Genomic DNA, 17,759 nt, shown 5'->3' with positions numbered 1-17,759 from the left:
GCCCACCCCGTCGACCCCGCGCTCGCCCACCGAGGCTGCCGGGGCCGACCCGTGATCAAGGCAGATCGGGCCTCTGGACCATTCGCCCACCCCGTTCCGCCCTTGATCACGGGCGATCGAGCCGGCCACCGGGCCGACCCGTGATCAAGGGCAGACCGTCCTCCGCACCGCCCGCACACCCCGTTCCGCCCTTGATCACGGGGCACGAGCCGGGCCGCCGCCCGCCGGCCTGCCCGCTGCCCCGAGATCCGCACTTCGGCAGCGGAACGCTCGAAGAGTCCGAACCTCCCGCTGCCCGGACGTGGATCAACGACCGCAATGTGCGTCCCGCACCCCCGCTGACCGCACTCGCGACCCCGCCGCGGCAGTGGAACAGGCTCTGCTCCGGCCCGCCCCCGTCGACCTCGATGCGCTGGCCGGTGAGGTACTCCCCGTCCTGCGAGGCCAGGAACGCGACGACGCCGGCGACATCGGCGGGGCGGGCGACGCGGCCGTAGGGGTAGGCGGCGTCGAGGTCCGCGATGCTCCCGCCCGCGGTCGCGGCGACCAGCCGCTCCCCCCTGTCCGTGGCCACGAGCCCGGGCGCGACGACGTTGACCCGGATCCCGTGCTCGCGTTCCTCACGGGCGAGCGTGAACGCGGCGGCCTCCATCGCCGCCTTGGCCGGCGAGTACGCCGCGCCGTCCTTGGGCAGCTCCCCGGTGGTGGTGCTCGAGACGACCACGACGTCCCCCGCGCCCGACTCCGCGGGACCCGCCCGTCACCAGGGCGGTACGTCCGCTCAGCGGACCGGCATGGTGCTCCTCCTGGGGTGTCAGCGGGAGGCGCGGTCCTGCAACGTCTCCTCGGTCGCGATCCCGCGGATCGCCATCTCCGCCATCTCGGCCCCGATCTGCTCGGGGGTGAAGGTGCCGCCGGGACGGAACCAGCGGTACACCCAGTTCGTCGAGCCCAGGATCGACAGGGCCGCGAGCCGCGGGTCGAGGTCGGCCCGCACCAGCCCCGCGGCCTGCCCCTGCTCGACGAGGTCGCGGAACACGCCCTGGTAGGCGTGCTCGGACCCGAGGATCTCCTTGCGGCGCTCGACCGGGAGCGCCGACAGCTCGTGCAGGAAGACCGCGGTGGGTACGAGGTTGCGGCAGGTGTGCTCCACGTGCCCGCGGATCACGCTCTCCAGCCGTTCCAGCGGCCCGCCGGGCACCTCCGACCGGGACCGCACGACGGCCAGGCCCTCCTTGTGGACGGCGCTGATCACGTCGAAGAGCAGGTCCTCCTTGGACTGGATGTAGTAGTAGAGGCTGCCCTTGAGCATCCCGAGCCGGTCGGCGATGTCCTGCAGGGACGCGCCGTCGTAGCCCTTCTCGTAGAACACCTGCGTGGCGACCTCGATGAGCTCGGCCCAGCGCTCCTCGCGGGGTTTACGCTCTCCCCCGGAACGCCGCGCACTCCGCCCGGCCGGCTGCCGCATCCCCGCTCCCCTCGACGCGGTCGAATCGCAAAAGCCTACCAAACGGTCGACAGTCACAGGCGGGTCGCCGCGTCCAGCCGGACCACCTCGCCGTTGATCAGCAGGTCGAGGATCCCGACCTTCCCACCCCGCTCGACCAGCATTCGGGCCGTACCGGCACCGAGCCCGGAGGCCCGCCGGAGACCAGCCCGACCGCGTCGGTGATCCGCACCGCGGTCCTACCTGACGTTCGCGCCGGCGTCGACGGGCAGCGTGACGCCGGTGATGTAGCGGGCCTCGTCGCTCCCCAGGAACAGCACCGCGTTGCTGATGTCGATCGGTTCGACCCAGGGCACCTCCAGCGCGTTGAGCGACACGAAGCCCGGCAGCGCCTTCTCCTGGGTGGGCTCCGGGTCGTCCGGCGCGAAGAGCTTCCAGGTGCCCGGGTTCTGGATCATGTCGGTGTTCACGTTGGTCGGGTGGATCGTGTTGACCCGGATGCGGTGCGGCGCCAGCTCGTTGGCCAGGGTGCGCATCAGGCCGACGATGCCGTGCTTGGTCGAGACGTAGTGCCCGACGTTCTGGATCCCCTTCAGCCCGCCGATCGAGCTGGTGAACATCAGGGACCCGCCGCCGCGCTCGATCAGGTGCGGCACCGCTGCGCGGGCGGTGTTCCAGACGCCGGTGAGGTTGACGTCCAGCATCTCCTGCCACATCTCGTCGGTGATCTCGAAGGCGGCGCCGAAGCTCGCGATGCCCGCGTTCGCCACCGCGACGTCGAGCCCGCCGAGCTCGGTGACGCCCTCGTCGACGGCCGCGGTGAGCGCGGCCCGGTCGCGGACGTCGGCGACCCGCGCGACGATGCGCCGGTCGAGCTTCTCCACCTCGGCGACCGTCTCGTCGAGGTCGGCCCGGGTGGCCGGCGGGTACTTGTCCACCGTAGCCAGCGGGCCACAGAGGTCGACGGCGATGATGTCGGCCCCCTCCTGCGCCAGCCGGACCGCGTGGCTGCGGCCCTGCCCCCGCGCCGCTCCGGTGATCAGTGCGACCTTGCCCTCGACCCGTCCCGCCATGGCCCGCCTCCTCGCGTCGTCGACCGTACCTGTCTACCAAACGGCTGTCCGATACGGAAGCTCAGTAGCGCATGGTCCCGGTGAACGCCTCGAGCCGGCGGCCCAGCACCGCCTCGGCGGTGGTGATGCCCGAGCGCGCGGCCTTGTCGATGCCGATCCCGCGGGTGCGAGTGGTGTCCCCGGTGAGCCAGAGCCCGGCGACGCCGCGGACCTCGGCGTCGGGCCGGACCGGCCCGACGAGCCCGGGCTTGGTGATCACCCCGTAGCTCGTGACGACGTGCGGTTTCGTCCACAGTGCTCCCCGCGCCGCCGGCATCATCTCCTCGACGTCCTCCCACAGCTCGGCGAACTTCCGGTCGAGCCAGGCCCGGTCGCCGTAGTGCTCGGTGGCGTCGAACGAGGCGCCGACACAGGTCAGGTACTCGCCGTCGGGCGAGACGCCGGGGTCGTAGCCGGTGAAGTTCAGCGTGAAGCCGGGCAGCCCGCACCGCGGTGTCGACAGGAACGACGCCATCTCGCGCTCGCTCATCGCGATCACCGGCTCCTTCGCGGCGATCCAGTAGCCGATCCAGCAGGCGCGGTTGCGGTTCGCGGCGAGCATCGCGATGCGCGAGCGGAGCTCCCAGGGCAGGGCGCCGTCGTCGAACAGCCGCAGCAGGTCCCACACCGGCGCGGACACCACGACCTGCGGCGCGGGGATCTCCTCGCCGTCGCGGAGCGTGACGCCCTGCACGGCCCCGTCGCGGACGTCGATCCGCCGCACCGGCGCCGACAGCCGGATCTCCCCGCCCTTCGCCTCGAACGCGGCGACCATGGCGTGCCACAGCGCGTCCCACCCGCCCATCGGCCAGAACGAGTAGCCGGCGGTGCGTTGGGTCGAGTAGTGCAGCTTGCGGGTGTAGAGGTTCTCCGACGCCGAGTGCTCCCACGGGCGCAGCGTGATCTGCTCGAGGACCGAGATCGCCTCCCACACCGTGTAGACGCCCTCGTCCGCGGTGTACTGCGCCATCCACTCCCGCAGCGACGCGTGGTTCCAGGTCTCCAGCTCGTCGTACGAGACGTCGTTCAGCGCCTGGATGCAGCGTTTGAGCCCCTGCTTCGCCTCGCCGGAGTACTGCTCCTGGATCGGGGCCCAGCCCTTGCCGTTGGTCCAGAACGGCATCGCGTCGCTGCGCTCGGAGTGCACCAGGTCGAGCCCCATCACGGAGCAGACGCGGGTCAGCGAGTCCCCGGGATCTTCGACGAGGTGGCTGCCGAGGCCCAGCTGGTGCCCCTTGTACCGGTACTCCCGCGCCCGCCCGCCGAGGTACGCGTGCTTCTCCAGCAGCAGCACCCGCTTGCCCTGCTCCGCCAACAGCGACGCGGTGACCAGGCCGGACGCCCCCGCCCCGACCACGATGACGTCGTACGACACGAGCGCCTCCCCTGTGTCTACCGTTCGTTTGGTAGTGACGGTAGCGCCGTGCTCCCCGCCGGACAACCGCCCGGGAAGCCGTTCACCCGCGGCGGATGACGACCGGGCCGGGCGGCCGCGCCAGCCTGGCCGGACACGGCCCCGCGGACGGAGGAGGACCGACGTGACCGGAGACCTCACCGCCGGGGAGCCGCGAGCACCCCGGCGGACCCGATGGATCGTGGTGGTGCGTCTGGCTGCGGTGCTGCTGCTCCTGCTCGGGTTGTGGAACGTGTGGGACGGGATCAGCGCGCTCGCCCGCGGTGGGTTCGTGGTCGCCGACGCGGACCAGGTCCTGTTGCTCGAGGTCACCAAGTGGGGCTGGGTCCTGCTGGCCCTCGGGGTGGTGGAGCTCGCGGCCGCGCCGGCCCTGCTCCGCGGAGCCGGATGGGCACGGGTGGTGGCGGTCCTCGTGGCGGGCTTCAACGGGATCGTCCAGCTCGCCTTCCTCGCCGCCTACCCGGTGGGAGCGGCCCTGATCCTGGTCCTCTCCGCCCTGATCGTGTGGGCGGTCGTGCGCCACGGCCAGGAAGTGGGCGGCTGAGCGGAAAGTTCCGTCGGGCCCACGGGCGGCACTCCGGGGAGCGCCGCCCGTGACCACCGCTACGCGTGCGGGATCTTGAACGGCGCCATCGCCCCCGCATCGATCACGTGCGTCGTGCCGGTGACGTACCGGGCTTCTTCGGAAGCCAGGTAGAGCACGGCGTTGCTGATGTCGACCGGGTCCACCCACGGGATCGGGATGGCGTTGAGCGCGGTGAAGCCGGCCTCCGCGTCGGCGCGGGTCGCGCCGCGCTGCCCACCGAGGAAGAGCGAGTAGATCGGCTCGTTGTTGACCATGTCGGTGTCGACGGTCGTCGGGTGTACGGAGTTGCAGCGGATCCGGTGCGGCGCGAGCTCCACGGCGAGCGTGCGCATCAGCCCCGTGACGCCGTGCTTCGCCGCCGTGTAGTGCGCGAGGTTGCCGAACGCGACGAGCCCGGCGATCGAGCTGGTCAGGACGATGGAGCCGCCGGTCCCCTGCTCCAGCATGGCGGGGATCACCGCCTTGGTCGTCTTCCAGACCCCGGTCAGATTGATGTCGAGCATCTCCTGCCAGGAGTCCTCCGTGATCTCCCACGCCGGCGCGAAGGACGCGATACCGGCGTTGGCGACCACGATGTCGAGGTGCCCGAACTCCGCGATCCCGTCCGCGACCGTCGCCTCCAGCGCCCGCAGGTCGCGGACGTCGGCGACCCGACTCAGCACGCGGCGGTCGAGGTCCTCGACCTGCTTGACCGTCTCGGCCAGGTCGGCCTCCGTCGCCCCGTCGTACGGCGCCGACGCCACGTCGGCGCAGAGGTCCACGGCGATGATGTCCGCGCCCTCCTGCGCGAGCCGCAGCGCGTGGCTGCGCCCCTGCCCGCGCGCCGCCCCGGTGACCAGCGCGACCTTGCCCTCGACCCGTCCCGCCATGGGAACCTCCGTCGTCCGGTGCGGGCCCCGTCGCCCGCAGCTTCCCCACCGTCCGGACGACGCGGCGGCGGGTCAACGGCGCGCGACGATCACCTTGGCGACGTCGACGAGAGGCCCGTCGAGCAGCTCCAGCACCGTGCCGTCGGGATCACACAGGTAGACCACCCGGACCGACCCCCAGTGCGACGGTTCGGGCCAGAGGCGCCGCCCGCCGGCGGCTTCGGCGGCGGCCAGGGCGGCGTCGACGTCGTCGACCCGGATGCCCAGGTGGGGCAGGCGGGCGGCGGCGTCGATCGGCCCGCACCACTCCGGGTCCGGGTCGAACTCGAACAGCTCGACCCCGCTGCCGTCCGGGAAGCCGAGCAGGGCGATGCGGACCGACGTGCCACGTGGGGCGTTCATCGCCAGGCCCGCCGCCCGCCCACCGAGCGTGAGCGGCTCGGCGAGCGGCACGGCGCCCAGGGCCCGGTAGAACGCGGTCGCCCGGTCCAGGTCCGCGACCCGGACGCCGAGATGGTGCAGGCCTCCGGACGAGGACGGCGCCGGCGGCGGCTCCGCCACTCGATCCCCTGGAGCATCTTGGTCTCGAAGTACGGCGCGATGCCCTCGACCCCGCCCTCGCGGCCGCGCCCCTGTCGGGCGCCCGGCACTCACGGGGACGGGATCAGGCCGGCGGCGCCACCGTGGCGCCCTGGGCCTGCAGGAACACGAGCGGGTCGAAGAACTCGGCGAAGGCCGCGAGTTTGCCGTCCCGCACCGTGAAGGTGCTGATGTAGGCGTTCCGGTACGGCTGCCCGGTGGCGAGCATCGTGGTGTCGCTGCGGTACTCCGCCACGAACTCGCCCTCGGTGGCCAGCGGCGAGATCACCAGGTCGTGGAAGCCCAGCGGCCCCACCAGGTGCGGGAAGCCGCCGTAGAGCGCGAGCACGGCCTCCTTGCCCTCGGTCACCTTCGGAACGGGGTCGGGCGCGAACGGCAGCCGGACGACGACGTCGTCGGCGAAGATCTCCCCGAGCGCGTCGATGTCGAGCTCGTTCATGATCTCGACGTACCGCTCGATCACCTTCTGGCCGGTGCTCATGCCGCCTCCGCGGGAGAGAGTGCGTCGGCGGAGCTCACGCCGCCTCCGCGAAGGAGAGTGCGTCGGCGGGGCTCATGCATCGAACCCCTCCATCTGCGGGGCCGTCAGCGGCGAGATGGCCCGGCCCGAGATCTTCCAGGTGTCCCCGACCCGGCGGTACTCGTCGCGGTTGAGCGCGATCGCCTTGATCGCCGCCCCGGACTTCGTCTTCCCCTCGGAGAACACGTAGTTGGTGCCGTGCGCGGTGTCCGGGCCGTCGAACTCCACGATGTGGTTGGTCATGATGTGGAACTGCTCGGCCATCGACTCGGCGTCGGCCTTGAAGAAGCCGTGGATCTCGTCGCGGCCCTCGAACCTCTTGAGACCCACCGCCGTGGCGTCCCAGTAGGCGTCGTCGGTGTAGGCCGAGAGGGCCTCGTCCGGGTCGAACAGGTCGAGCCCCCGGGCGTACAGGAGGGTGGCGTTGACGATCTGCTGGATGTCCTCTGCGCGGCTCATGTCCCTCAGTCCTCGTACATGATCACGCCGCGGAGGTTGAGACCCTTCTGCATGTCCGCGAACGCCTGGTTGATGTCCCCGAGCCCGTAGGTGCGCGTGATCAGCTCGTCGAGCTTGAGCTGGCCGCTGCGGTACAGGTCCGTCAGCAGTGGGATGTCGGTGCGGGACCGGGTGGTCCCGTAGAGCGAGCCCTGCAGCCGCTTGCCGGACATCGCGAAGGTGAACAGGTCGAACTCGACGTCGCGCTGCAGGATCGGCGCGGCCGAGGTCAGCACGACGACGCCGCCGCGGCGGGTCATCTCCTGCGCCGGGTTGAGCAGGTTCCCGTACGCCACCCCGACCGTGATGATCACGCGGTCGGCGCCCTGCCCGTTGGTCAGCTGCTCGACGAGCTTCGCGGCCTCCTCGTAGTTCGACACCGCGTGCGTGGCGCCGAACTCCTGGGCCTGCTCCTGCTTGAACGGCACCGGGTCGATCGCGATGATGTTCCTGGCGCCCTTGTGCCGCGCGCCCTGCACCGCGTTGATGCCGACACCGCCGATCCCGACGATCACGACCGTGTCGCCGAGCTGCATGTCCGCGGCGTAGACCGAGGACCCCCAGCCCGTGGGCACGCCGCAGCCGATCAGCGCGGCCTTGTCCAGCGGGATGTCCTTGTCGATCTTGACGACGGCGTCGAGCGGCGCGCAGACGTACGGCGCGAACGTGCCGAGGAACGACATGCAGCCGACGCCGGCGTCCTTCCCGTCCTTGCTGCGCGCGTGCACGCGGTGGGTCCCGTCGGGGGCGTAGCCCGCGAGCACACCGGCACCCAGCTCGCACATGTTGGAGCGGCCGGCGACGCACATCGCGCACTTGCCGCAGGAGGGCAGGAAGGAGAGGACGACGTGGTCGCCGACCTCCAGGTCGTGCACCTCCGGGCCGATCTCGGTGACCACGCCGGCGCCCTCGTGGCCGCCGAGCACGGGCGCCCAGGGCAGCGGGATCACGCCGTCGTCGAGGTGGTGGTCGGAGTGGCAGATGCCGGACGCGGCCAGCTTCACCATCACCTCGCGGCGCTTCGGGGGATCGATCTCGATCTCCTCGACGCTCCATCCGGAGTTGGTGCCGGGCTCCCAGAGCAGGGCTCCCTCGGTCTTCATGGATGCTCCCCTTCGAGCGGGCGCGGACAGGAAACGGGGGCGGTCGGGGGTCAGACGGACCGGTCGCGGTCCGCCCAGTAGGGCGCGCGGAGGTCGCGCTTGAGGATCTTCCCGGTGGGAGCCTTGGGCAGGGCGTCGACGAACTCGACGGACCGGGGCTTCTGGTACGAGGCCAGGTGCTGCCGCGCGGTCTCGATGATGTCCGCCTCGGTCGCCGTGGTCTCCGGCTTGAGCACCACGAAGGCCTTGACGGTCTCGCCCCACTCGTCGTCGGGCACGCCGATCACGGCGCACTCGAGCACCGACGGGTGCTGGTTGACGGCCTCCTCGACCTGGATCGAGTAGATGTTCTCGCCGCCGGAGATGATCATGTCCTTGGCGCGGTCGACGATGAAGACGTACGAGTCGGAGTCCCAGGTGGCGACGTCGCCGGTCCACATCCAGCCGTCCCGCAGCGTGGCCGCGGTGAGGTCCGGGCGGTTCAGGTAGCCGAGCATGTTCGCCTCGGACCGGACCACGATCTGCCCGGCGGTCCTCCCGTCCTTGGGCACCTCGTCGCCGTCGGGATCCACCACGCGCACGGAGGTCACGAACCCCTCGCGCCCACAGGACATGAGGCGTTCGGGGTGGATCCCGCGCACCGCGTCGAGGTGGTCCTCCTGGGAGAGGAAGCACATCGTCGTGCCCTCGGTCTGCCCGTACCCCTGGATCAGGGTGCACGGGAAGTTGTCCAGGGCCGCCTTGACAACGGACGACGGCATGGGCCCGCCGCCGTACTGGATGTTCCGGAGCGACGAGATGTCGTAGGACGAGAAGCCGGGCACGGCCATCATCCAGTTGAGCATCGTGGTGATGCCCAGGAAGGCCGAGACCTTCTCCTCCTGGATGAGCTCCAGGGCGGTGCGGGCCTCGAAGTTCATCAGCACCAGCGGGCAGCCGTGCCGGTGGTAGTTCATCGAGAGCACGACCGGGATGTGGTACATCTGCCCGGTCAACATGTAGACGTCCGTCGCGACGATCCGCTCCGCGACCGTCTGGTTGAGCATCCCGAACGACGTGCTGGTGTGGCTGTGCAGCGCGCCCTTCGACTCCCCCGTGGTGCCGCCGGTGTAGAGGATGAAGAAGGGATCGGCGTCGCCGGTCGTGGCGGCGCGTTCCGGCTCGTCCGTGCTGCTGCGGGCCAGCAGGTCCTCGTAGCTGCCGTCGCCGCCGCGGCCGTACTGCAGCCAGTGCGGCACGTCCACCGCGGCCTGCAGCTGCTTGGCGGTGTCGAGCCACTCGTCCGAGGCGATGAGCGCCTTCGGCGCCGCGTCGGCGACGATCTTCGTGAGCTCCGGGACGCCGAGCCGCCAGTTCAGCGGCTGCGCGACGAGACCGGCGCGGCCGGCCGCGTAGTACAGCTCCTGGTACTCGATCGAGTTCTTGGCCAGGATCGCGACCCGGTCGCCCTTGGCGAGCCCGAGCCCCCCTTCGCCCGTGCCGGCGAGCCCGTTGGCCAGCCGCCGCACCCGTTCGTCGAGCGTGCGCCAGTCGATCCGGCGCCCGTTCGGGGCGTCGACGATCGCGTCCCGGGTGGGGGTCAGCGCCGCCCACTTCTCCGGGATCCGTCCGACGTTGACCATCAGTAGGGCAGGTCGAGGTAGATGTGCCGGGAGGCGATCAGCCAGCTGTCGCCCTGCTTGACCAGCTCGTCGCGGTACCAGCCGCTGGAGAGCACGCGGATCGCGCCGTCCTCGATCGACAGCAACGTGAGGTTCGACGTCGTCGACGCGCTGTCGGCCGTCTCCTTGACGATCACGACGTTCGAGATGTTGTGCCGGCGCTGGTCGGTCTGCGCCGCGAGCGAGTCGGCGTGCAGCTTCCGGATGGCCTCACGGCCGTCGAACGGGCCGACCGTGTCGCCGTCTCGGCCGATCTGCATGGTCATGGTGGCGGTCTCGGTGAACTGCGAGGCGATCAGGTCGACGTCGTTCTCGTCGTAACCCCAGGACGCACGGCCCAGGGTGTTCTCGATCTCCGCACGAGCGGTCATGGGGGCCTCCGGCAACGCTGGTCATCATCGTCTAACGGCCGTTTGGTAGCGGTGAGGCTAGCACTCGCCGCGAGTGGCCCACAACACTCCCGTCCGCGGCGACGGAACGATCGCGGACGGGGCTCAGCGCACCCAGTCGTAGCTGCGGGCCACCGCGCGGGCCCAGTTCTCGCGCTCGCGCTCGCGGACCGCGGCGTCCATGGCCGGCTCCCACATCGCGGCCCGGTGCCAGTTGCCGCGCAGCACCTCCAGACCCGGCCAGTGCCCCACCGCGAGGCCCGCGACGTAGGCCGCGCCGAGCGAGACCGCCTCGGACCCGAGCGGGCGCTCCACCGGCACGTCGAGCACGTCGGCGACGTACTGCATGAGAAGGTGGTCGGCGGTCATGCCGCCGTCGGCCTTGAGCCGGGTGACCGGGATCCCGGACTCGGCGTTCATGGCGTCGACGACCTCGCGGGTCTGCCACGCGGTCGCCTCCAGCACGGCCCTGGCCAGGTGCCCGCGGGTGATGTAGCTGGTCAGACCGACGATGACGCCGCGGGCGTTGGCCTGCCAGTGCGGCGCGTAGAGGCCGGAGAAGGCGGGCACGACGTAGCAGCCGCCGTTGTCCGGCACCGTCAGGGCGAGGGTCTCGATCTGCGCGGCCGTGCCGATCATGCCCAGCGAGTCCCGGAACCACTGCACCAGCGAGCCCGTGACCGCGATCGAGCCCTCCAGCGCGTAGACCGGCCGCTCCCCCACCAGGTAGCCGACCGTCGGGATCAGCCCCTGCGCGGAGCCGCCGATCCGCGCGCCGGTGTTCTTGAGCAGGAAGGCGCCGGTGCCGTAGGTGCACTTGACCTCGCCGGGGGCGAAGCAGGTCTGTCCGACGAGCGCGGCCTGCTGGTCGCCCAGCGCCCCGGCCACCGGCACCCCGGGCAGCACCTCCGCGCACACGCCGTAGACCTCGGCGTTCGACCGGATCTCCGGCAGCATCCGCTCGGGGACGCGCAGCGCCTCGAGGAGCTTCGGCGACCACTCGAGGGTGCGCAGGTCCATGAGCATGGTCCGACTGGCGTTGGTCACGTCCGTGACGTGCACGCCGCGGCCCGGACCGCCGGTGAGCCGCCAGATCAGCCAGCTCTCCATGGTTCCGAACAGGACGTCGCCCGCCTCCGCGCCCGCACGGGCGCCCGGGACGTGGTCGAGCAGCCAGCGCAGCCGCGGGCCGGCGAAGTAGGTCGCGGGGCCGAAGCCGCTGGTCGACGCGTAGAGCGGGCCGAGGCCCTCCTCCACCAGGCGGGCGACGATCGGACCGGTGCGGGTGTCCTGCCAGGTGATCGCCCGGGCCAGCGGGGCGCCGGTGTGCCGGTTCCAGATCACCGTGGTCTCGCGCTGGTTGGCGATCCCGAGCGCGACGATGTTCTCCGGCTCCAGCCCGGCCCGCCGCAGCGCCTCCGGGACCACCCGGGCGACGTTGCGCCAGATCTCCTCGGCGTCGTGCTCGACCCGCCCGGGCTCGGGGTAGTGCTGGCGGTGCTCGCGCTGGGCCACGGCGAGCATCCGGCCGGAGCGGGAGAACAGCAGGCACCGGGTCGAGGTGGTGCCCTGGTCGATGGCCGCCACCACCCGCTCGCGCGGCGCCGAGGTCCGCGGCTCGCTCATCGGGGCGTCACCAGCAGCGCGGAGATCTCCCGACCTGCGGCCTGCAGCTGGTCGGCGAGGGGCCGGCGCGGCTCCCCGCCCCCGCCGAACAGCTCCTCGACCGGTGCCGCGATGCCGAGGGCGGCCACCGTGAGCCCGCCGCCCGAACGCAGCGGCACCGCGGCCCCGCCGACTCCCGCCTCGAACTCGCCGACGTCCGTCGCCATGCCTCGGGTGCGGGCCGCCGCGAGATGCGCCTCGAGCATGGCGACGGTGCTCGCGGTGCGGCCCGTGTAGCGGCGCAGCTCGAGCTCGCGGGCCGGCGGCGTGGCCACGGGCGCGAAGGCGAGCAGGCACTTGCCCCAGGCTGTCGCGTGCAGCGGCTGCTCGGTGTTGGTGCGCAGGGTCTGCGGCGAGCCGTCCGGCCGGAAGACGTGGTGCACCAGGCTCGCCATCGTGCCGGCCGGGACCGCGAGGTAGACCGCGCACCCTGTCCCTCCGGCCAGGGCGTCCGCCCAGTTCATCGCCCGCGCGCGCAGGTCGTGGCGGTCCCAGCCGTCGCCGAGCCGGCGCAGCCCGCTCCCCGGTCGGTACAGCGCGGTGGCCCGGTCCTGGTCGACGAGCCCCTCGTCGCGCAGGGTCCGGACGAGGCCGTGCACGGTGGGTCGCGGCAGGTCGAGCGCGGCAGCCAGCTCGGCGAGGGCGAGCGGACGGCCCGCGCCGCCCAGCAGCCGCAGGATCGCGGCCGCGCGCTCGACGGACTGGATCGCTCCCGGCACGGGTGGGAGCCTACGGGGTGGTGTGACCCGGTCGACAGGATCAGTTCGACATTGTCGAACGTCGGCCGTTGTCGCGCTCCGCGCGCGTTCCTAGGTTCTGTCCCGTTCGGCCCCCGTCCGGCGCGTACGCCCGGGCGGGGGCCGTCACGACCGGAAGGAGAGTTCGATGCGGAACTCGTACTTCGGCGCGCTGAGCGCCGAGTTCGCCGGAACGATGATCCTGATCTTGTTCGGCAACGGCGTCGTGGCGCAGGTCGTCACGGCGCCGAAGGACAGCCCCCTGGGCAACCACGACTCGATCACATGGGCCTGGGGCATCGGCGTCACGCTCGGTGTGTACGTCGCGGGGCGGCTCTCCGGCGCCCACCTCAACCCCGCGGTCACCGTCGCGCTGGCCTCCTTCCAGGGCTTCCCCTGGAAGCGGGTCGTGCCGTACGTCGTGGCGCAGACGCTCGGCGCCTTCGTGGCGGCACTGATCGTCCGGGTGACCTACGCGGACCTCATCAACCGGGCCGACCCCAACCACACGTCGGCGACCCAGATCATCTTCGCGACGCTGCCGGGCAACGGCGGGGGCGGGGTCTCGATACCCACCGCCTTCCTCGACCAGGTGGTCGGCACCGCGATCCTGGTCTTCGTGATCTTCGCCCTGGTCCACGCGCGGAACAACCCGCCGCTGTCGAACCTGGCTCCCGTGGTGATCGGCCTGCTCGTCGTGGCGATCGGCATGGCGTTCGGCGCCAACGCCGGCTACGCGATCAACCCGGCACGTGACTTCGGCCCGCGCTTCGCGTCGTACATCACGGGGTACGCGACCGCCTGGGTCGATCCGAACGGCACACCATATTGGTGGCTGCCGATCGTCGCGCCGATCGTCGGCGGGCTCGTCGGCGGCGCGTTGTTCAAGCTCTTCATCGACCGCTACCTGCTTCCCGAGGACACCGAGGAGCAGCCGGTCGGGCGCGAGGTCGTCGTCGAGCACGGAGGTGAGAAGTGATGGCCGAGTACGTTGGCGCCGTCGACCAGGGGACGACGAGCACGCGGTTCATGATCTTCGACCACAGTGGCAACGAGGTGGGCCGCCACCAGCTGGAACACGAGCAGATCCTGCCCGAGGCGGGCTGGGTCGAGCACAACCCCGTGGAGATCTGGGAGCGCACCTCCTCGGTCATCCAGTCGGGCCTGAACAAGACCGGGCTGGCCGCCAAGGACCTCGCGGCGCTCGGCATCACCAACCAGCGCGAGACGACCGTCGTCTGGGACAAGAACACCGGCCGGCCGCTGTACAACGCGATCGTCTGGCAGGACACCCGCACCGACCGGATCGCCTCGAAGCTCGAGCGCGACGGGCACGGCGACACCATCCGCCGCAAGGCGGGCCTGCCCCCGGCCACGTACTTCTCCGGCGGCAAGATCCAGTGGATCCTCGAGAACGTCGACGGGGCCCGCGAGGCCGCCGAGCGCGGCGACGCGATCTTCGGCAACACCGACAGCTGGGTCGTCTGGAACCTCACCGGCGGGCCGAACGGCGGCGTGCACATCACGGACGTCACCAACGCCAGCCGGACCATGCTCATGGACCTCGAGACCCTCGACTGGGACGACGAGCTGCTCGCCCTGTTCGGGATCCCGCGCTCCATGCTGCCGAGGATCTGCTCGTCGAGCTCGCCCGAGCCGTACGGCAAGACCCTGGCGAACGGGCCGCTCGGCGGCGAGGTGCCGATCACCGGCATCCTCGGCGACCAGCAGGCCGCCATGGTCGGCCAGGTCTGCCTGGCGCCCGGGGAGGCCAAGAACACCTACGGCACCGGCAACTTCATGCTGCTCAACACCGGGACCGAGCTCGTCCGGTCGGACTCCGGCCTGCTGACCACGGTCTGCTACCGGTTCGGCGACGAGCCGGCGGTCTACGCCCTGGAAGGCTCGATCGCCGTCACCGGCTCGGCGGTGCAGTGGCTGCGCGACCAGCTGGGCATCATCTCCGGCGCCGCGCAGTCGGAGTCGCTCGCCCGCCAGGTCGAGGACAACGGCGGGGTGTACTTCGTGCCGGCGTTCTCCGGCCTGTTCGCCCCGTACTGGCGGTCCGACGCCCGCGGCGCGATCGTCGGGCTGTCCCGGTACAACACCAACGCGCACCTCGCCCGGGCCACGCTGGAGGCGATCTGCTTCCAGAGCAAGGACGTGGCCGACGCCATGGCCAAGGACTCCGGGGTGAACCTGGACATCCTCAAGGTCGACGGGGGCGTCACCGCCAACGAGCTGTGCATGCAGATCCAGGCGGACGTGCTGGGCATCCCGGTGTCACGGCCGGTCGTGGCCGAGACCACCGCGCTCGGCGCCGCGTACGCCGCGGGCCTGGCGGTCGGGTTCTGGAAGGACACCGACGAGATGCGCCAGAACTGGAACGAGTCGAAGCGCTGGGAGCCGCAGTGGTCCGCGGAACAGCGTGACACCGCCTACGCCCGGTGGCAGAAGGCGGTGCAGCGGACGTTGGACTGGGTAGAGGTCGACTAGGACCACAACATCGACCTCCCGCTGGGAAAGGAAGATCTGATCATGAGATCCGTCGCGCTCTCCCCCGCCGCCCGGACCCGGGCGCTGGAGGACATGGCCCGGGAGGAGCTCGACGTTCTCGTCGTCGGCGGCGGTGTCGTGGGTAGCGGGGCTGCCCTCGACGCCGCCACCCGCGGCCTGCGCGTCGGCCTCGTCGAGGCCCGTGACTTCGCCGCCGGGACGTCGAGCCGCAGTTCGAAGCTCATCCACGGCGGCCTGCGCTACCTGGAGATGCTGGACTTCCGGCTGGTCGCGGAGGCCCTCCAGGAGCGGGGGCTGCTGATCCAGAAGCTCGCCCCGCACCTGATCCACCCGGTCCCGTTCATCTACCCGCTCCAGCACCACGTCTGGGAGCGGCTGTACGCGGGCTCCGGCGTGGCGCTCTACGACACCCTCGGGCTGCTCTCCGGGCAGTCCCGCGGCGTGCCGCACCACCGCCACCTCACCCGCCGCGGCGCGCGCAGGATCGTGCCGTCGCTGCGCAAGGACGCCCTCGTCGGCGCCCTGCAGTACTACGACGCCCAGGTCGACGACGCCCGGCACACCATGTTCGTCGCCCGCACCGCGGCGGCCTACGGGGCGCACGTGGCGAACCGGGCCCGGGTGGTCGGGCTGCTCAAGGAGTCCGGCCGCGTCATCGGCGCCGAGGTCCACGACCTCGAGACCGGGGACACGATCAAGGTGCGGGCCAAGCAGGTCATCAACGCCACCGGCGTGTGGACCGACGAGACCCAGGGCCTGGCCGGCGAGCGCGGCCGGTTCCACGTGCGCGCGTCCAAGGGCATCCACCTGGTGGTGCCGCGGGACCGGATCCGCTCGGACTCGGGGCTGATCCTGCGCACCGAGAAGTCCGTGCTGTTCGTGATCCCGTGGGGCCGGCACTGGATCATCGGCACCACCGACACCGACTGGGACCTCGACAAGGCGCACCCGGCCGCGTCCAAGGCGGACATCGACTACCTGCTCGAGCACGTCAACTCCGTGCTGGAGCAGCCGCTGACCCACGAGGACGTCGAGGGCGTCTACGCGGGCCTGCGGCCGCTGCTCGCCGGGGAGTCGGAGTCGACGTCGAAGCTCTCCCGCGAGCACGCCGTCGCCACCCCGGTGCCGGGGCTGGTCGTCGTCGCGGGCGGGAAGTACACGACGTACCGGGTCATGGCGAAGGACGCGGTCGACGCGGCCGTGCACGGCATGGACGCCAAGGTCCCGGAGTCCGTGACCAAGGACGTGCCGCTGCTCGGCGCCGAGGGCTGGGAGGCGCTGCAGAACTCGGTGCACGTCATCGCCGAGCGGTCGGGCCTGCACCCGGCCCGGATCCAGAACCTCCTCTGCCGGTACGGCTCGCTGATCGACGAGCTGCTCGAGCTGGTCGCCGAGGACAAGACGCTCGGCGAGCCCCTCACGGGGGCGCCGGACCACATCCGCGCCGAGATCGTCTACGCGGCCAGCCACGAGGGCGCCCGGCACCTCGACGACGTCCTCACCCGCCGCACCCGCACCAGCATCGAGACCTTCGACCGCGGCCTCGGCGCCGCGCAGGAGGCCGCGGACCTGATGGCCCCGGTGCTGGGCTGGACCGAGGCGCAGAAGGCCAAGGAGGTCGAGCACTACCGCGGGCGGGTCGCCGCCGAGCGGGAGAGCCAGACCATGCCCGACGACGCCACCGCCGACTCCGCCCGCATGGGCGCGCCGGACGTGGTGCCCGTCAGCTGATCCTGGTTCGCATTATGGTTCCATGACGCGCTTTGCGCTGGGGGTTTGCCGCGTTGTGGAACCATAATGCGCCCTCGGGCGCGGGAGAATCGCGTTGTGGAATCATAATGCGCCCTCCGGTCCGGGAGAATCGCGTTATGGAACCATGATGCGCGCTCAGGGCCGAGAGGGTCGCATTGTGGCGCCATCGTGCGTGGCCGTTGCGTGTCCGGAGATCGCGGTAGGGTGCCCGCCCGACCTGGTGCCCGACGCGAGGAGCCTCCCGTGACCACCACCCTCACCCGCGAGCGTGCGGACCTGCTGGAGTCGCTGCGCCGGCACCGCGACTTCCTGCGGCAGACCGTCGCCGGCGTGAGCGAGGAGCAGGCCCGCAACCGCAGCACGGTCAGCGCGCTCACCCTCGCGTCGCTGATCAAGCACGTCGCCGACACGGAGCAGGGCTGGATCGACTTCGCGCTGGGCAAGCCGGGGGCGATGGGGTTCGACGGCGATTCCGGCGGCGGGTTCGACGCTGACGCCATGCGCGCCGCCATGGAGTCCGGCGAGTTCGTCGACACCCGGTTCGTGCTCACCGACGCCGACACCCTCCCCGCCCTGCTGGAGCACTACGACCGGGTAGCCGAGGCCACCGACGAGCTGGTCGTCACCGGCGACCTCGACGCCACCCGGCCCCTGCCCAGCGCCCCCTGGTTCGAGCCCGGCGCGGAGTGGTCGTTGCGCCGGGTGCTCCTTCACGTGATCGCCGAGACCTCGCAGCACGCCGGCCACGCCGACATCATCCGCGAGGCCATCGACGGCGCGAAGACGATGGGCTGATTCGACCCAGGACCGCTGTGGCGGCAGCGCTCTCCTCACATTCGATCATGGGTTGGCCTTAGCACGCGGCCGGCTGAAGATCGATGCGAGCGCT

17 protein-coding genes and 1 pseudogene are annotated in these 17,759 nt (G+C 71.4%); 5 read left to right on the top strand and 13 right to left on the bottom strand.

The features are described from left to right. Positions 1–106: 106 nt before the first annotated feature. The 4 genes and pseudogenes from LWC33_RS09365 to LWC33_RS09350 all read right to left on the bottom strand — a co-directional run. A pseudogene (locus LWC33_RS09365) lies at positions 107–733 on the bottom strand (SDR family NAD(P)-dependent oxidoreductase); the annotation flags it as partial. Positions 734–814: 81 nt separating this feature from the next. Beyond that, positions 815–1,468, bottom strand: coding sequence for a TetR/AcrR family transcriptional regulator (locus tag LWC33_RS09360; protein ID WP_233303867.1), 654 nt, complete (start codon positions 1,466–1,468; stop codon positions 815–817). 218 nt (positions 1,469–1,686) lie between these two features. Continuing rightward, positions 1,687–2,520: a mycofactocin-coupled SDR family oxidoreductase gene (locus tag LWC33_RS09355; RefSeq protein WP_233303866.1), complete on the bottom strand. Its 834-nt coding sequence runs from the start codon at positions 2,518–2,520 to the stop codon at positions 1,687–1,689. Between the two features lie 61 nt (positions 2,521–2,581). Beyond that, a complete protein-coding gene (locus LWC33_RS09350; protein ID WP_308190923.1) occupies positions 2,582–4,114 on the bottom strand; it encodes a phytoene desaturase family protein in 1,533 nt (510 codons plus the stop codon). On the opposite strand from LWC33_RS09350, the gene LWC33_RS09345 reads away from it, so the two are divergent. Beyond that, positions 4,098–4,517: a DUF7144 family membrane protein gene (locus LWC33_RS09345; protein WP_233303864.1), complete on the top strand. Its 420-nt coding sequence runs from the start codon at positions 4,098–4,100 to the stop codon at positions 4,515–4,517. The genes LWC33_RS09350 and LWC33_RS09345 overlap by 17 nt on opposite strands. A 59-nt stretch (positions 4,518–4,576) precedes the next feature. Here LWC33_RS09345 and LWC33_RS09340 read toward each other — a convergent pair whose 3' ends face one another. The 9 genes from LWC33_RS09340 to LWC33_RS35885 all read right to left on the bottom strand — a co-directional run bounded on the left by LWC33_RS09340 (position 4,577) and on the right by LWC33_RS35885 (position 12,583). Continuing rightward, complete coding sequence (locus LWC33_RS09340; RefSeq protein ID WP_233303863.1) at positions 4,577–5,428, bottom strand: mycofactocin-coupled SDR family oxidoreductase; 852 nt, start codon at positions 5,426–5,428, stop codon at positions 4,577–4,579. 72 nt (positions 5,429–5,500) lie between these two features. After that, positions 5,501–5,989 (bottom strand): VOC family protein, encoded by a 489-nt coding sequence (locus LWC33_RS09335; protein ID WP_233303862.1) that lies wholly within the window; start codon positions 5,987–5,989, stop codon positions 5,501–5,503. Positions 5,990–6,092: 103 nt separating this feature from the next. Beyond that, complete coding sequence (locus LWC33_RS09330) at positions 6,093–6,509, bottom strand: nuclear transport factor 2 family protein (RefSeq protein ID WP_233303861.1); 417 nt, start codon at positions 6,507–6,509, stop codon at positions 6,093–6,095. Between the two features lie 72 nt (positions 6,510–6,581). Beyond that, complete coding sequence (locus tag LWC33_RS09325) at positions 6,582–7,007, bottom strand: nuclear transport factor 2 family protein (RefSeq protein WP_233303860.1); 426 nt, start codon at positions 7,005–7,007, stop codon at positions 6,582–6,584. 5 nt (positions 7,008–7,012) lie between these two features. Further along, a complete protein-coding gene (locus LWC33_RS09320) occupies positions 7,013–8,149 on the bottom strand; it encodes an NDMA-dependent alcohol dehydrogenase (protein ID WP_233303859.1) in 1,137 nt (378 codons plus the stop codon). Between the two features lie 50 nt (positions 8,150–8,199). Continuing rightward, entirely contained in the window at positions 8,200–9,771 is a 1,572-nt protein-coding gene (locus LWC33_RS09315) for an AMP-binding protein (RefSeq protein WP_233303858.1), read from the bottom strand. Continuing rightward, a complete protein-coding gene (locus LWC33_RS09310) occupies positions 9,771–10,181 on the bottom strand; it encodes a nuclear transport factor 2 family protein (RefSeq protein ID WP_233303857.1) in 411 nt (136 codons plus the stop codon). The genes LWC33_RS09315 and LWC33_RS09310 overlap by 1 nt, the downstream gene beginning before the upstream one ends. Before the next feature lie 123 nt (positions 10,182–10,304). Next, complete coding sequence (gene glpK, locus LWC33_RS09305; protein ID WP_233303856.1) at positions 10,305–11,825, bottom strand: glycerol kinase GlpK; 1,521 nt, start codon at positions 11,823–11,825, stop codon at positions 10,305–10,307. After that, positions 11,822–12,583 carry an IclR family transcriptional regulator gene (locus tag LWC33_RS35885; RefSeq protein ID WP_233303855.1) on the bottom strand — a complete coding sequence of 254 codons (762 nt, stop codon included), beginning with the start codon at positions 12,581–12,583 and terminating at the stop codon, positions 11,822–11,824. The genes glpK (LWC33_RS09305) and LWC33_RS35885 overlap by 4 nt, the downstream gene beginning before the upstream one ends. A 166-nt stretch (positions 12,584–12,749) precedes the next feature. Here LWC33_RS35885 and LWC33_RS09295 point away from each other — a divergent pair, with 166 nt between their 5' ends. From LWC33_RS09295 to LWC33_RS09280, 4 genes are all read left to right on the top strand, one after another. Beyond that, positions 12,750–13,580: an MIP/aquaporin family protein gene (locus LWC33_RS09295; RefSeq protein WP_233303854.1), complete on the top strand. Its 831-nt coding sequence runs from the start codon at positions 12,750–12,752 to the stop codon at positions 13,578–13,580. Further along, a complete protein-coding gene (glpK, locus tag LWC33_RS09290) occupies positions 13,580–15,097 on the top strand; it encodes a glycerol kinase GlpK (RefSeq protein WP_233303853.1) in 1,518 nt (505 codons plus the stop codon). The genes LWC33_RS09295 and glpK (LWC33_RS09290) overlap by 1 nt, the downstream gene beginning before the upstream one ends. Positions 15,098–15,139: 42 nt before the next feature. Then, positions 15,140–16,849 carry a glycerol-3-phosphate dehydrogenase/oxidase gene (locus LWC33_RS09285; protein ID WP_233303852.1) on the top strand — a complete coding sequence of 570 codons (1,710 nt, stop codon included), beginning with the start codon at positions 15,140–15,142 and terminating at the stop codon, positions 16,847–16,849. Between the two features lie 264 nt (positions 16,850–17,113). Next, a complete protein-coding gene (locus LWC33_RS09280) occupies positions 17,114–17,665 on the top strand; it encodes a DinB family protein (protein WP_233303851.1) in 552 nt (183 codons plus the stop codon). The last annotated feature ends 94 nt before the right edge of the window (positions 17,666–17,759 follow it).

Source organism: Pseudonocardia terrae (assembly GCF_021343995.1).
Lineage (GTDB): Bacteria > Actinomycetota > Actinomycetes > Mycobacteriales > Pseudonocardiaceae > Pseudonocardia > Pseudonocardia terrae.
The sequence above is the reverse complement of the archived record's forward strand: the minus strand, read 5'-3'. Positions and strand labels throughout refer to the sequence as shown.